The 14,577-nt window shown below is 57.1% G+C and carries 12 protein-coding genes and 2 pseudogenes; 9 read left to right on the top strand and 5 right to left on the bottom strand.

The features are described from left to right. Positions 1-19: 19 nt before the first annotated feature. The 3 genes from istB to Z947_RS22535 form a co-directional block, all read right to left on the bottom strand. Positions 20-811 (bottom strand): IS21-like element helper ATPase IstB, encoded by a 792-nt coding sequence (gene istB, locus Z947_RS0108105; RefSeq protein WP_025043753.1) that lies wholly within the window; start codon positions 809-811, stop codon positions 20-22. Beyond that, complete coding sequence (gene istA / locus Z947_RS0108100; RefSeq protein ID WP_025043752.1) at positions 801-2,330, bottom strand: IS21 family transposase; 1,530 nt, start codon at positions 2,328-2,330, stop codon at positions 801-803. The genes istB and istA overlap by 11 nt, the downstream gene beginning before the upstream one ends. Before the next feature lie 414 nt (positions 2,331-2,744). Beyond that, a complete protein-coding gene (locus Z947_RS22535) occupies positions 2,745-2,966 on the bottom strand; it encodes an HNH endonuclease family protein (protein WP_037938802.1) in 222 nt (73 codons plus the stop codon). Between the two features lie 284 nt (positions 2,967-3,250). Between Z947_RS22535 and Z947_RS0108095 the strand changes: the two genes are divergently transcribed. Then, positions 3,251-3,553: a hypothetical protein gene (locus Z947_RS0108095; RefSeq protein ID WP_025043804.1), complete on the top strand. Its 303-nt coding sequence runs from the start codon at positions 3,251-3,253 to the stop codon at positions 3,551-3,553. Positions 3,554-3,586: 33 nt separating this feature from the next. Here Z947_RS0108095 and Z947_RS20915 read toward each other — a convergent pair. Together Z947_RS20915 and Z947_RS21820 are read right to left on the bottom strand one after the other, a co-directional pair. Then, positions 3,587-4,980 (bottom strand): annotated as a pseudogene (locus tag Z947_RS20915) (IS3 family transposase). Positions 4,981-5,364: 384 nt separating this feature from the next. Continuing rightward, positions 5,365-6,765, bottom strand: a pseudogene (locus Z947_RS21820) (IS3 family transposase). 294 nt (positions 6,766-7,059) lie between these two features. Here Z947_RS21820 and Z947_RS0108055 point away from each other — a divergent pair. From Z947_RS0108055 to Z947_RS22500, 8 genes are all read left to right on the top strand, one after another. Further along, entirely contained in the window at positions 7,060-7,740 is a 681-nt protein-coding gene (locus Z947_RS0108055) for a TetR/AcrR family transcriptional regulator (RefSeq protein WP_025043798.1), read from the top strand. A 67-nt stretch (positions 7,741-7,807) separates the two neighbouring features. Beyond that, the gene (locus tag Z947_RS0108050) at positions 7,808-8,908 is read left to right on the top strand and encodes an ABC transporter ATP-binding protein (protein ID WP_025043797.1); all 1,101 of its coding nucleotides are present in this window, start codon (positions 7,808-7,810) and stop codon (positions 8,906-8,908) included. Further along, the gene (locus Z947_RS0108045; protein WP_025043796.1) at positions 8,901-9,767 is read left to right on the top strand and encodes a metallophosphoesterase; all 867 of its coding nucleotides are present in this window, start codon (positions 8,901-8,903) and stop codon (positions 9,765-9,767) included. Before Z947_RS0108050 ends, Z947_RS0108045 begins: the two co-directional genes overlap by 8 nt. Positions 9,768-9,822: 55 nt before the next feature. Next, entirely contained in the window at positions 9,823-11,124 is a 1,302-nt protein-coding gene (locus Z947_RS0108040; RefSeq protein ID WP_025043795.1) for an ABC transporter substrate-binding protein, read from the top strand. Positions 11,125-11,194: 70 nt separating this feature from the next. After that, on the top strand, positions 11,195-12,145 hold the full coding sequence (locus Z947_RS0108035; protein ID WP_025043794.1) for a carbohydrate ABC transporter permease: 951 nt from the start codon (positions 11,195-11,197) through the stop codon (positions 12,143-12,145). Beyond that, the gene (locus Z947_RS0108030; protein ID WP_025043793.1) at positions 12,135-12,953 is read left to right on the top strand and encodes a carbohydrate ABC transporter permease; all 819 of its coding nucleotides are present in this window, start codon (positions 12,135-12,137) and stop codon (positions 12,951-12,953) included. The genes Z947_RS0108035 and Z947_RS0108030 overlap by 11 nt, the downstream gene beginning before the upstream one ends. Continuing rightward, a complete protein-coding gene (locus Z947_RS0108025; RefSeq protein WP_025043792.1) occupies positions 12,950-13,735 on the top strand; it encodes a tyrosine-protein phosphatase in 786 nt (261 codons plus the stop codon). Before Z947_RS0108030 ends, Z947_RS0108025 begins: the two co-directional genes overlap by 4 nt. A 577-nt stretch (positions 13,736-14,312) precedes the next feature. Further along, positions 14,313-14,477, top strand: a complete 165-nt coding sequence (locus tag Z947_RS22500) for an ABC transporter ATP-binding protein (protein WP_338057819.1) — start codon at positions 14,313-14,315, stop codon at positions 14,475-14,477. Positions 14,478-14,577: the final 100 nt, after the last annotated feature.

Raw genomic sequence — 14,577 nt, 5'->3', positions numbered from 1 at the left:
CTTTATTGTTTATCAGCAGTTAGGTTTTGGTCAATGTTGGCGTCTCCTTTGTGGTTTTCTTTGCTGCCTCTGAACTGGCTTTGAAGCGGTAGCTATCGTTGCCTGTTTCGAGGATGTGGCAGCGGTGCGTGAGGCGATCGAGGAGCGCTGTTGTCATCTTTGCGTCGCCGAAGACCTGCGCCCATTCACTAAAGCTGAGATTGGTCGTGATGACGACGCTGGTGCGCTCATAGAGCTTGCTAAGAAGGTGGAACAGCAACGCACCGCCTGACGGGCTGAACGGCAGGTAACCGAGCTCGTCAAGGATGACTAAGTCGATTTTGGTGAGCATCTCAGCCATTTTCCCGGCCTTCCCGAGGGCCTTTTCTTGCTCCAACGCGTTGACGAGTTCGACGGTCGAGTAGAAGCGCACCTTGCGTCTGTGGTGCTCAATTGCTTGGACGCCGATTGCGGTGGCGACATGGCTTTTGCCAGTGCCAGGCCCACCAATCAGAACGACGTTTTCCGCGTTCTCTATGAACTCGCCGCGATGGAGCTGTCGAACCGTGGCTTCGTTGATGTCGCTCGATGCGAAGTCAAAGCCTGCGAGGTCCTTGTAGGATGGGAAGCGCGCAACTTTGGTATGATAGGCAATTGATCGCACTTCCCGTTCGGCCATTTCCGCCTTGAGCAGTTGGGACAACATAGGTGTGGCGGCTTCAAACGCGGGCGCACCTTGTGCAACCAAGTCATCGACCGCGTGCGCCATGCCGTGCAGCTTGAGACTGCGCAGCATGATGACGATGGAGGCTCCTGCAGGATCATGACGCATTGCGCTTTCCTCCTGCCTGTCTGAGGTCGTCGTAGCGATCCACATTTGCTTTTGGGGCCGTTTCTAAAGCGAGGGCATCTGGTGGATCGATCTCTGGGTGATCTGTCTGCTTTGGGTCAATCAGCCTGTGCAGCAGGTTCAAGATATGCGTCTTGGTTGGCACCCCGGCTTCCAGTGCCAGTTCAACTGCTCGCAAAACTGCGCTCTCATCGTGGTGCAAAACTAGGGACAGGATATCGACCATCTCGCGATCTCCACCTTCCTTACGCAGCATGTGGTTTTGCAATCGGCAGAAGATGTCCGGCATCTCTGTAAACGGCGCACCATTGCGGAGTGCTCCCGGTTTGCGTTGGATGACCGCCAGATAATGGCGCCAGTCGTAGATGACCTTGCCTGGCTTACGATGAGAACGATCTATAATCCGGTCATGGGTGCAAACAGTCTGACCCTCTGCAACAAGGACAAGCTGTTCTGGATAAACATGCAGGCTCACGCGCCGGTTCGCAAAACTGGCTGGGACGCTGTAGCGGTTGCGCTCGAAGGTGATCAAACAGGTCGGAGACACGCGCTTGCTGTGCTCAACAAAGCCATCGAAGGCTGGCGGCAGAGTCATCAACGTTGGCTTCTCTGCGGCCCAAGCATCAGCGACGGTGCCCGGTAACGCGCGATGCGCCGTCTCGGACCAAAGGGCTATACAACGGTCTTCAAGCCACTGGTTCAGTTCCTCCAGATCCTTGAAGACAGGCATGACCTGCCACAGCCGGTTCCGGGCATCGCGGACGTTCTTCTCAACTTGGCCCTTCTCCCAGCCCGCCGCCGGATTGCAGAACTCAGGTTCAAAGACGTAATGGCTGGCCATCGCTTTGAAGCGCGCATTGATGTCGCGCTGTTTCCCGCGACCGACACGATCTACGGCCGTCTTCATATTGTCATAGATGCCTCGTCCCGGAACGCCGCCGAACACGCGGAATGCATGCCAGTGGGCATCGAACAGCATCTCATGTGTCTGTAAAGGATAGGCCCGAACAATAAAGGCGCGGCTGTGTGAGAGCTTGGTGTGTGCCACTTGCAACTTGACGCGTTCGCCGCCGATCGTGGCCCAGTCTTCGCTCCAGTCGAACTGGAACGCCTCACCCGGTTGGAACATCAAAGGCACAAATGTCCCGCGCCCGGTCGTTTGTTCTGCGCGATGCCGATCAGCCCGCCATGCACGCGCAAAAGCGGCAACGCGCTCATAGGATCCATCGTACCCGAGCTTAACCAGATCTTCATACATCAGCTTAACGTTGCGCCGCTCTTTCCTAGATTTACGGGTCTGCGCCAAAAGCCATGCCGACAACCGATCCGCGTAAGGATCCAGCTTGCTTGGCCTCGACCGTGTCTTGAACGTCGGTTCGGCCGCGCCTTCACGCAGGTACTTCCGGATAGTGTTGCGAGACAAACCCGTGCGCCGCGCAATCTCTCGTATCGGCATTTTATCACGCAATGCCCAGCGTCGAATGACACTCAAAAATCCCATGTCGATCACTCCAAATCTCCCTGAACAAAAACGTCAGGGCCATGTGTTCACATGGGTCAATTCTCAGTGACAATTTATGGGGCTACCGGGTCAGTTCTCAGTGACATTCAACAGTGATCACTGAAGGGCGCACCGCAGCGGAGGGGCAAGGGTGTGGGCATCGTGAACCGTCGCACCCGCACCCCTCCTAACTGCCCCGGTTAATGCCCCAGATTGGTTGGGCGGCGGGAAAAGGTGATAAGGATCAGGGGACGGCAAGGTCTCCTACCACCCCAGCCAAGTCTTTCTGATCATTGAAGTAAGAACCCGAAGCACCCCCGGTGACGGGAATGCCCCAGGCCAGACTGCAACCTATGCGGGTGCCTCGGGTGACCCCTCCCAAGGTCCGGGAGAGGTCGTGGACATAGCCACAGGTTAGTTCAAGGCCCTCCAGTCAACCCCGTTGGCCCGTCTATCGCGATCATCGTTCAGGTTATCCCGCCGGTCGCCGATGGTCAGGTGGCCAGGATTCACGCAGCGGCGATTATGGCAAAGATGCCTGACGACTTGGTGGCGGTTGGTGGCAAGGTTGACGTGGCAGAAGATATGTGTTGAAAGCGCGATACGAGAAACACTGTCGAAAAGAAAAAATGACACTCAGTTGAACTAAGATTGCAATGTAAAAGAGAAACAAGGCTATACACCTGCCTGTTTCGAGCACTGCTGTTCAACGCTCGTAAACCCCTGAAGAACTAAGAACTGCTAGCCTCATGTTGAGGAGAATCTTGCGTTCTTCATCCCCCCCCCCAAATCACCCGTGATTGACCTATTTCGCGGGAAAAACTTAAAATTGGACGTAAAATGAATGTACTAATACCGACTCCGATTTCCCGGAGAACAAGAATAAAGAGAGGGCTAAAAGCTGAGGAGGCGCAAACCCCGTGGAGCCGCTAGTCGATCAACCAGAAACAATCCAAGAGGGCCAAGATCCAGCAACCGAAGAGGACCAGAAGAAACTAGAACATGAACAGCACAAGGAAACTCTCTCCCGCTTCGTGGCGAAGCGATATCTGCGTCGTGATGGCAAGTTCTTCCGAGTAAAGAACACTGGAGCTCCGATCTCGGCCACCGATGTGAAGCGGGCCAGTTTCCATCAAGTCAAGGACGCTTTCCGCGACATTGAGATCACCGATGAGCTTTGGTCTGTCCGTCGTCATATAAAATGGGACATCAGAGCGGTTTGAACACTAGAGGCTCTGGCTCGTATGTGTGATTGATTATGCGGCTTGTTTTAGATGTTGCAAGCGGCGTTGGCGGATTGTCTGTTTCTTAATCTTTTCCCTTTCTCTGAGAATGGCCTTGTCGCGGCCGAAGTAGACGTCGGCTGGTGTGACGTTGTTCAGGCTCTCGTGGTAACGTTGGTTGTTATAATATTCGACGAAGGCACCGATCTGGCGCTCAAGATCGCCGGGCAAGTAGTAGTTTTCGAGCAGAACCCGGTTCTTCATGGTCTGGTGCCAGCGTTCGATCTTGCCTTGGGTCTGCGGATGGAATGGTGCGCCCCGAACATGCGTCATTTTTTGATCCTCCAACCACTTGGCCAGATCGCCGGAGATGTAGCATGAACCGTTGTCGCTGAGCAGGCGTGGCTTGTGACGCACAACCGCCTGGTCGCAACCAGACGCCGTCAGCGCCAGTTCGATCGTGTCTGTCATGTCCTCGGCACGCATGTTGGTGCAAAGCTTCCACGCAATGATGTAGCGGCTGTAATCATCGAGGATCGTGCTCAGATAATACCAACCCCAGCCAATGATCTTGAAGTAGGTGAAGTCTGTTTGCCACATCTCGTTGATGGTCGTGGTTTTGTCTTTGAACTCCTCGGCCGCTTTAATGACCACATAGTCAGGTGCTGTTATCAGGTCCGCTGCTTTGAGAATGCCCCTCTCGGGGTCATGCTGCGCATAACCCTGTCGGGCAGTGGATAAGCTGATGATTCAGAAACAAAATACCGTTTCTCATCAGTGTATTTGACGGCCAGTTCCCGCGTGGTCAGCGCTTCATGTTCCAGCGCGAACTCGATCAGGTCATCACGACGGGCATCAGGGATGCGGTTCCAGACCGATCCTGGACGTGGGGATCGGTCTGCCAGTCCATCCAGGCCGCCGTCAATATAGAGATCATACCATCGATAGAATCGTCGTGCGCGGGATGCCCAGCATGTCGAGGGTTTGTTTCACCGGCAAGTGTGATCCCTCAACGGTGCGGATGATCTCCAGTTTCTCGGACGCAGGGTATCTCATTCCTCGAACTCCCCAGCCCCTGTCATGCTTTTTTTGAGCAGACGGTTCTCAAGGGTGAGATCGGCAACGCATTCCTTTAATGCTAGCGACTCCGAGCGCAGCTCCTTCACTTCGGGCGACGTAGCCTGTCGTGCCGTATCACCAGATAACCGGCGCTTGCCAGCTTCCAGAAATTCCTTCGACCAGCTGTAATATAGGCTCTCAGCGATACCTTCCCGGCGACACAGCACCGAGATGCTTTCCTCGCCACGCAGGCCCGCCAAGACGATGCGGATTTTCACTTCAGCTGAATAGGTTTGCCGCGTCTTGCGGCGGATGTTCTTAACCACCTTGTCGGCGGCGTCTTTCGATGTCTGGGGCTTCTTCGTCATCTTGATCTCCTAATCGATAAGATGAACCAGAAATCCTCCGTTATTCAAATCCTCAAATCTGTCCCACGGGTGCTGACGTCAGACACTTGATGAGCAACCCGATCCCAGCGCTGATCATGTCAGAGACTACATCATTTATCGGCAGACAGCGAGGTGTGAGGGTTACTTGAAACGGATGCAGGCCCATGAAAGAAAATGGGGAGAGGTCGCGCCCTATCGCTACCCGTGATTTTAGTCGTTTGGGATGAGTGAAACTGCTGGCTGGAGTTAATTTGGAGAACGCGCAAATGTTGAGCACCGAAAAAGTTGCTGTGCGTCGGCAGAGTTTTTGGGTCCAAAGGCGGCCTAAACTAAGAGAGAGTTTGGCTCATCTGGTTGGTTGGATTATGCGGCGGGTTGTCTTTGATGCAAGCGGCGTGCTTCGAGCGTCTTTCGTTTGATCCTTTCCCTTTGTTGTGGAATGGCTTTGTCGCGTCCGAAGTAGACGTCTGATGGCGTGACGTTGTTCAGGCTCTCATGGAAACGTTGGTGATTATAGTGATCGACGAAGGCTTCGATTTGAGCCTCGAGATCACCGAGTAAGAAGTAGTTTTCCAGCAGGATGCGGTTCTTCAAGGTTTGGTGCCATCGTTCGATCTTGCCCTGTGTCCGGGGGTGGTATTACGCACCGCGAGAATGCTTCATGCCTTTGCCTTGCAGCCACTTGGCCAAATCGCCTGAGACGTAGCTTGATCCGTTTTCGCTCAACAATCGCGACTTGTGAACCACTTGGACCTGGTCGCAGCCAGACGCCTGAAAAGCCAGCTCTAGAGTGTCGGTCACATCCTCAGCCTTCATGTTTGTACAGAGCTTCCATCCCTATCGGGACATTGCTGCGCAATACCCTGCCGGGCAGTGGAGACGATGTAACGGCTGTAATCGTCCAAGATGGTGCTGAGATAGAACCATCCCCAGCCCAGAACCTTGAGGTACGTAAAGTCGGTCTGCCACAGCTGGTGGATGGCTGTCGTTTTGTCTTTGAACTCGCTGGCGGCCTTAATGACAATGAAGGCAGGACTGGTGATCAGATCGTGCGCCTTCAAGATCCGATATGTCGAAGCCTCCGATACAAAGTAGCTTTCCTTGTCCGTGAATGTCACCGCCAATTCCCGTGACGACAACTCCGTTTCCGTCAACGCGAGTTTAACCACCTTGCGCCGAATCTCATCGGGAATGCGGTTCCAAACATGCTTTGGTTTGGGCGATTGATCCTGTGATCCTGCAACCCAGCCTCCCCACGCTGCAGATAACGATCATACCAACGGTAAAACGTAGTGCGCGGGATGCCGAGCTTGGCCAAAGTCTGGCGCGCTGACCGATGGCCTTCTTCGACCAAACGGATGATCTCCAGCTCTTCGGATGCTGCATACCTCATTCGTGGTCGCCCCCATTGCCCAGCATGCTTTTTTTTAGCAAACGGAGCTCGAGTGTTTGCTCTGCAACGACTTCCTTCAGATCACGGGCTTCACGGCGCAGGTCTTTGACCTCGTCTGTGTTCGCAGCACGTGCCGTATCCCCAGCTAAACGTCGCTTCCCAGCTTCCATGAAGTCCTTGGAACATTTGTAATAGATGCCCTGCGAGATTCCTTCACGGCGGCACAGCTCTGCAATGCTGTCCTCACCGCGCAGCCCGTCCAGCACGATCCGGATCTTTTCTTCAGATGAATAATGCTTGCGGGTAGCCCGTTTGATATCTTTGACGATCTTCTCGCCAAGGCTTTTGCGTGTTCCAGTTGTTTGTCTCATTTTCCACGCCTCAGTGGTTACGATGAGCAACAAACCCTCTCTTAGCAAATAGCCCTATTTGGACCCATAGGCGCTGACGTCAGACAGTCGAGAACCTCCGCCGATGTCCGCTTTGGGCCTTTCGTGTCGGTCGACACGATCGGCAGATTCCGAGCATTCTTTGTATTTGCAGTGTATTTTCTTCACTACGGCAATGCGGGCATTCGCTGCGTTTTGTATTAGCAACCTCAAACTGCAGGGCATGACAGCTCGACATTCATATCCCTGTCATATTGGCCTGCTAGCGCGCCCGTTATGGGAACACAGCAAACTCGCGAACATCTGATAGAGGCCGCGGAGTCGGTGATCCGCCGCGCGTCCCGGCTTGAGGACATATCGGTCAGGCGCATCGTAACGGAAGCGGGCACCAACGTCTCGGCCATCTCCTATCATTTTACGTCACTTGAAGGTCTTACGGTGGCGACTGCCTCGAAGGTGTATCGCCGGTTGAACCTCGCGCGGCTAACCGAACTGCAGGCTGCAGTCTCTGCCGCGCAGCCGCGCCCGGTTCCGATCAAGCGGATTATCCGGGCACTCATAGGCACGTCGGTTCGATGGAGCGTCAATCCCGAGAGCCCCTATGCCATTTTTCGCTACCTACGCCATGTGACGAGCATGTCTGACCACACCGAAATCCTGAAAGAGATAGTCAATGACGTCGATCACCACACCACCTTCGTTCATTATCTCTCGCAATCGGCACCATGGTTCACCGAAAGTGAAATCCGCTGGCGGCTGACCGCAGCACTTGGCGTCCGGTCCCAGTTCACGCGGCAGTCGCACCGGGCAGAGGTCCTTACGGGTGAAAGCATGACGGGCGACCCGGAGGCGTTGATCGACAGTCTTTGCGAGATCATCTCGGCCATGTTCCAGCGGCCTGTCGCGGAACACGCGCCGACCCCGCAGCAGAATCCGCGCGTTTCGAACAACGTTTGAGGTCCGTCATAGGGCAGTGACCGAATCGAACTAGACCGCGTTTCGAACCACAAGAGGAAGCGCGCCCATGGCAGACATCCAGATCACCGGCCTGGCAAAGGCCTTCGGAGGCAATCCGATCCTGACGGATCTGGACCTGTCGATCCGTTCCCAGGAGTTTCTAGTGGTACTGGGTGCCTCGGGCTGCGGCAAGTCCACGCTACTGCGCCTTATCGCGGGCTTGGAGGAACCGGACGCGGGCAGCATCCGCATTGATGGCGCGCCAGTAGAGCATTTGCAGCCCGGCAAGCGCGGCTGTGCGATGGTTTTCCAGAACTACGCGCTTTACCCGCATATGAGCGTGGCGGCGAACATGGGCTACGGGCTGAAGGTCGCCGGTATGGCGCGCGCTCAGCGCACAGCGCGCGTGTCCGAAGTTGCCCGTATGCTGGAACTTGATCACCTACTGGACCGCAAGCCCAGCCAGCTTTCTGGCGGGCAGCGCCAGAGGGTTGCCATGGGCCGCGCGATGACGCGCGAACCCAAGGTATTCCTGTTCGACGAGCCGCTATCGAATCTCGACGCCAAGCTCCGCACGGCCATGCGTGCGGAAATTCGTCGTCTGCACCGTCAGCTTGGCACAACGTCCGTTTTTGTCACCCATGACCAGGTCGAGGCCATGAGCATGGCAGATCGTATGGTGCTGATGAATGCCGGACAGATCGAGCAGATCGGCACGCCGCAAGAGTTGTTCCACCGCCCCCAAAGCGCCTTTGTCGCGGGGTTTCTGGGCAGCCCGGCCATGAACCTGTTTGAGGTGGCCGTGGGCCCTGAGGGCCGTGTGTTGACGGCATCGGGCTGGGAACCGGCGCCGGGTCTTGTCGTTAATCGCCCTCTGGGCACGGCGCTGACGATGGGACTGCGCCCCGGTGCCTTGCATCCTGATGGCAGGGAACGGCGTTTCACCCCGGACCTTTGCGAGGACATGGGCACTGAATTGCACCTGCACGCGCGCAGTGCTGGCGCACCGCAGGAGGTCATTCTAGTCCTGCCCGCCGATCGCCCGTTGCCCCGTGGCCCCTTCGGTCTGAGCGCGGCACCCGAAGACGCACACCTTTTCGACATCAAATCGGGGCGGCGTGTCGCCGCCCGTTCCACAACCAAAAAAATGGAAATGGCCCATGGCTGACCCAACATTCGTTCACCTGACAGACCTGCATTTTGGCGAACCCGACGATCCGCATTTGCATTCGGACACCGAGGCGACGATGGACCAGATCCTCTCCAACATCGCCAAGATCGAGCCGCGTCCCGATTTTGCCATCGCGTCTGGCGACCTGACCAACGCCGGGGATCCGCAGAGCTATCGCAAGCTCACCCGTGCGCTCGACGGGATCGGGATGCCCGTGGTCTATGCCATTGGCAACCACGACACCCGGGCGGGTTTCCGCGAAGGGATGCTGGGCGAAGCACCTGGCAGCGATATGCCCTACGACCATGATCAGGTATTGGCCGGCATTCATGTGATCACCCTTGACAGCACCGTCCCCGGTGCCATCGGCGGCGCGATTGAGCCCGCGCAATTCGACTGGCTGAAAACCCGCCTCGCGGATCACGCGGATTTGCCAAAGCTGCTGGTCATTCATCATCCCCCCATGCTGGGCGAGACGCAGGATCCTGATTTCTGGCGCGGCATCCGTTTCGAGGACAGCCTACGCCTGGCTGAAATCCTCAAGGGCCGCGACGACATCAAGGGCATTCTCTGTGGTCATATCCACCACGACCGGTTCAGCGTCTGGCACGGCATCCCGGTTATCGTCGGTCTGGGCCAGCATGCGGCCACCGACATTTTGGTCACCGACCGGCTGCGCATGGTCCAAGGCGCGGGCTTTGGCATCGGCCGCCTGCGCCCATCCGGGCTGACCATGGCGCTGGTACCGCTGCCCTCGGACCGCGCCGAGCTGAATTCCTATCCGCTCTCAATGTTGCGCGCGCACGTAGAACAAGTCGAAGCAGCGGCGCATGCCGCGCCGGAGCACGCCGATTGATCGGCTTTCATACCCATTCGAAAACACGACAACCCTCCCCCGAAAGGATCTGAAGATGCTACGCAGAACGTTGATGTCCACTGGTGCCGCGGCGCTGGTTTTTGCCGGCCTCGGCCTGCCCTCCTCCGCCCAGATGGCGGAGGAGATCACAGAGCCGGTGACGGTCACCTTTTATTCCTACAACCTTGCCACGGCAGGTCAGCGCAACGACGCGACCATGGAAATGCTGAACAAGTTCATGGAAGATAACCCACTGATCACGGTTGAGCCCATCGGCGCGCCGTCCAACGAGATCCTCTCGCGCGTACAGGCCGATATCGTTGCGGGTCAGCAGCCAGATGTGGCCCAGCTCGTGTTCCGTGACCTGATCTACGCCGCGCACGATCTGGGGGCCGAAGCGCTGGAAGACCTTGCAAAGGACGAATTAGCCCAGCACTCCGAAGGAATGGTAGAGAACGGTCTGGAACTGGGCCGCGTCGACGGCAAGACCTATGGACTGGCCTACACATTCTCCACGCCGGTGATGTTCATCAACAAGGACATCTTTCGCGAAGCCGGACTTGACCCCCAAACCCCGCCCCGCACGTGGGAAGAGGTGAAAGCCGCCGGCATAGCGATCCAGAAGAATACCAACTACCACGGCTTCTTCCCAGGCGCCTTTGGCCCGATTGACGGCACTTTCGTCTATCAGTCCATCGTGATGTCCAACGGCGGTCGTGTGCGCGAAGGCAACAAGCTGACCTTCGCCGACGACGGAGCGGCAGATGCCGTCGCCATGCTACGCGACCTGCGCGACAGCGGGGCCTACGCCGACATCGACGTGGCCGCCCACATGGATACCTTCTCCGCTGGCAAGCTGGGCATGTTCCTTTTCACTTCCGCGGTGCAGAATAGCTTTTCCAATGCAGCCGAAGGCAACTTCGAAATGGACGTCGTAGCGATGCCGTCCTTCGGCGACAAACCGACAGCCCCGACCAATTCAGGCTCTGCACTTTATGTTCTATCTAAGGACCCGGTGCAGCAACGCGCCGCGTGGGAACTGATGAAGTTCCTTACCTCCAAATATGCCTATACGCAGATCACCTCTAAGATCGGGTATCTGCCGCTCCGCCTCGATATTGTGAATGACCCCAAGTACCTCAAGGATTGGGTAGAGGCGAACCCCCTCATCCGCCCGAACCTCGAACAGCTTGAGCGTCTGACCGCGAATGTCGCCTTCGCCGGCCCGAATTACCGCCAGGTCGAAAACATGATGAAAGACGCGGCGACTGCTGCCGTGTTGGGCGATGACGATCCGTACGAGGTACTGAGCGCCGCGCAGGACGAAGCGCAAAAGCTAATGCCCTCAGACGACTGATCGCCCACCTAAACGCACGCGCGCGGCCCCTTTACAAGGGGCTGCGCTCCCCCAGTCAAAGGTGTACCACATGACCGACGCGCCCCTTCAGGCCACACTCTCTCCGCTGGGATTGCAGCGCAGGGCCCGCCACTTTGCGAACTTGCGGCTTCCCATCGCGCCCTGGCTTTATCTAGCGCCGACGCTTTGCATTCTCTTTGTCTGGATTTACTGGCCCCTCTTAAGGTCCATTGAGCTTTCCTTCACCGAGTGGAACATGCTGCCCACGGCCACCCCGCGGCCGGTGGGCCTTCAGAACTACCGCAACCTGCTTGAGTTGCCCGAACTGCAACAGGCGGCAATGAACACCGTCTGGTACGTAGTTGGGCTGTTGCCACTGTCGGTGGTGATCCCGCTTTTCGTGGCAATACTGACGCAGAACCTACGCGGGCCGATGCGCAACCTCTACCGCTCGCTCATCTTCGTGCCGATGATCGTGCCGCCCATCGTTGCCGCCGTGCTCTGGCGCTGGTTGCTAAACCGCGACTACGGTCTGGTCAATCTGGGGCTCTCTACCCTTGGCATCGATCCTGTCAGTTTTTTCGCCGATCCCGATCTCGCGCTTTGGACGATGGTCTGGATCACGGGCTGGAAGCTGATGGGGTTCTCGACACTGTTGTTCTCGGCGGCCAACAGTACCATTGATCCCGGCTACCTTGAGGCCGCGCGCATGGACGGCGCAACCGAATGGCAAATCACGCGGGACATCCGGCTGCCGCTTCTGTCGCCGATGATCCTGCTTCTGATCATGATGACTGTGCTTTTCGGCGCGCAGTGGAGCTTTGTCTATATCAACGCGATCACGGACGGCGGACCGCTGGGATCTACCTCCAACATCTTCTTCCTGATGTGGAAATACGGATTTCAGACCTTCTCTGCGGGATGGAGCGCGACTGCAGGTGTGATGACCTTCATCACCTTCGGCGTGCTGGCCCTCGTATTTCAGGCCCTGTCTAGAAAGGTGACTTTCCATGACGATTAGGTTCTCGCCGAAAGGCATTCTCACGCATGGCACGATGATACTGCTGTCTCTAACGGCGGTTGTGCCGATCTGCTGGATGGTTGTCACGTCGCTGCGCCCTGCCACAGGTATCTTCGAAGCGACGCTCTGGCCCTCGGAAGTGACATTCGACAACTACGTTTATGTTTTCGACGCGATCCCGATGCTTCGGATGTTGTGGAATACCTTTGTCATGGCCAGCGCCACCGCGATCGCACAAGTGCTGACGGGGCTGACTGCCGCCTACGCGCTGACACGCTGGCGCTTTCGGGGCGGCAAGGCCGTGCAGGCGCTGATCGCGTTGTCCTGGTTGGTGCCTTTCCAGGTCACCATGATACCCAACTATGTGCTGTCCACGAAGCTTGGGCTGCTCAACACCATAACAGGCCTCGTCCTGCCCAACGCCGCCGCCGCTTTTGCGGTTCTGCTGCTGGTCAACGCCATGCGGTCTTTCCCCCGGCAGGTGATCGAGGCGGCGCGTATGGATGATGCTGGGCACTGGCGCATCTTGTGGCAGATCATCGTCCCCAACTTGCGCGCTCCCCTCGCCTCTCTCGGTGTGCTCGCCTTCATCTCGGCGTGGAACGAATACTTCTGGCCACTCTTGTTGATCCGGCGGATGGACGATGCGGTTGTCCAGATCGGCCTTCAGATGTTTATGTCGCAAGAAGGCAACCAGTGGGGGCCGTTGATGGCCGCCGCTACGCTAGCCTCCCTACCGGTTTTGGCCATTTATCTTGTTCTGCACCGTCAGATCATCGAGAGCTTCATGAAATCAGGTATCAAATGACACAAAACAACGGGCTAACGCCTGTAGGCATGCATAATTTCCGCGACCTCGGGGGCATCCAGCTCAAGGACGGGCAACAGGTGCGCCGGGGTGCAATCTTTCGCTCCTGCGCACTGCGTGACACCGCCATCCCCCATATAGCAGGCCATGCCGGACCAGCCCGCGTGATCGACCTGCGCTCCGAGGCTGAGATCGCTGCCGATCCCGGGGCACTTGCCACCTGCAAAGACCGGGTATGCATCCCGATTTTCGCACGTCTCGACCCGGTGTCGGCTTTGCTGGCAGCGGATCCTGACGCGAGGCTGTCGCAACGCTATATCATGGCGCTCGACACCGTGCCCGAAGGCTTTGCCGCAGTCATGACCGCCATCGCGCGGGCACCTGCAGGTCCCGTCGTATTTCACTGCACTGCTGGAAAGGACCGAACCGGCCTAGTTGCAGCACTGCTCCTGTCGTTACTGGGGGCCAGCCCAGACAGCATCGCGCGCGACTACGCCGAAACCGCAAATTTTGCGCCCGGCTTGCTGCGCAGTCTCGAACGCGATGCCCGCGACCGCGGCGGAGATCCCGCCCTCATTCGCCGTATCCTGACGTCAAATGCCGAAGACATGCTGTCTGTCATTGATCACATCGAAGCCCGGCACGGCGGCGCAACCACTTACGTAACCACAGCGGGGTTGTCCGCCGCAGATAGGAAACAGCTTGAACGCAGATTGGTTGTGAGCAAAGAGAGCAGCCCTGCCCCCCCCCCCGGCCCCGATGTTGAAGTTCTTCTCGGTTGATCTGAGCTTGATGCTGCCAATGATTTCCAAAAAATGACAGCGGCAAGCTGAGCGACGTGCTGCATTGGTCAGCGCTTCACCTCAATCGAAGCCCTCAACAGGCAAAGGCCACAGTTCGTTCTGTCCATCGGGCTGGCGGACAGTCGTAGTACTCCGCGCAGATTCAGTCCAAGTAACAGAGTATTGGCGGCACACGCAATCTACGCAAACCGGAGTTCTGTGCCCCACCGCAGTATCGAACGATCCAAGCTCGAAGCCGACTTCGGATGCGTTGCAGCATCATATGATACGCTGCCTCGGTCAACGTCGTGTTGTCGATGTGGGAGGGATTGGCAGATCGGAGGATCAGTTGTTAAATGTCACTGAGAACTCACCCATGTGAACACATTGCCCTGACGGTTTTGTTCAAGGGCCCGAGGTGATCATCGCGGATGAGGCGGTGTCGGCACCGGATGTCTCGACGACAGCGCGGGTCACGCAGCTGATGTAGGACATCCAGGATCAGCTTGGCATTGCCTTTCTGTTCGTCTCGCATGATATCGCCGTCGTAGAACGCGTCAGCCACCGCATCGCGGTCATGTATCAGGGAGAAATTGTTGAAATGGGCGAGACCCAGCAGGTGCTGCGATACCCCTGCCACCCGCATACAAAAAAACTTCTCTCCGCGGCCCCAAGCCCACTTCCACGCAAACCCGACGGCGCATATCTGCAGGTTTCGCAAAGCGGTGTTCTAGTGAATTAAGCTGTCTGGAAAACGTAAGGTGCTCTAACTTAAAATCCATGCCGCCGTCGGTGTCCTCATGCCTCTCGGAAACGGGTCCATTGTGTACCATCAGCAGACA

Origin of the sequence: Sulfitobacter geojensis (assembly GCF_000622325.1) — a bacterium.
In the GTDB taxonomy this organism is placed as follows: Bacteria; Pseudomonadota; Alphaproteobacteria; order Rhodobacterales; family Rhodobacteraceae; genus Sulfitobacter; species Sulfitobacter geojensis.
Note: the sequence above shows the minus strand (reverse complement) of the source record. Positions and strands in the feature narration are given on the sequence as shown.

What these genes read in the sequence shown, in the direction of transcription:
- Z947_RS0108025 (WP_025043792.1), top strand. Translation starts at nt 12,950, where the DNA reads ATGACACAAAACAACGGGCTAACGCCTGTAGGCATGCATAATTTCCGC.
- istA (WP_025043752.1), bottom strand. Translation starts at nt 2,330, where the DNA reads ATGGGATTTTTGAGTGTCATTCGACGCTGGGCATTGCGTGATAAAATG.
- Z947_RS0108050 (WP_025043797.1), top strand. Translation starts at nt 7,808, where the DNA reads ATGGCAGACATCCAGATCACCGGCCTGGCAAAGGCCTTCGGAGGCAAT.
- Z947_RS0108045 (WP_025043796.1), top strand. Translation starts at nt 8,901, where the DNA reads ATGGCTGACCCAACATTCGTTCACCTGACAGACCTGCATTTTGGCGAA.
- Z947_RS22500 (WP_338057819.1), top strand. Translation starts at nt 14,313, where the DNA reads ATGTATCAGGGAGAAATTGTTGAAATGGGCGAGACCCAGCAGGTGCTG.
- Z947_RS0108030 (WP_025043793.1), top strand. Translation starts at nt 12,135, where the DNA reads ATGACGATTAGGTTCTCGCCGAAAGGCATTCTCACGCATGGCACGATG.
- Z947_RS0108055 (WP_025043798.1), top strand. Translation starts at nt 7,060, where the DNA reads ATGGGAACACAGCAAACTCGCGAACATCTGATAGAGGCCGCGGAGTCG.
- Z947_RS0108040 (WP_025043795.1), top strand. Translation starts at nt 9,823, where the DNA reads ATGCTACGCAGAACGTTGATGTCCACTGGTGCCGCGGCGCTGGTTTTT.
- Z947_RS0108035 (WP_025043794.1), top strand. Translation starts at nt 11,195, where the DNA reads ATGACCGACGCGCCCCTTCAGGCCACACTCTCTCCGCTGGGATTGCAG.
- istB (WP_025043753.1), bottom strand. Translation starts at nt 811, where the DNA reads ATGCGTCATGATCCTGCAGGAGCCTCCATCGTCATCATGCTGCGCAGT.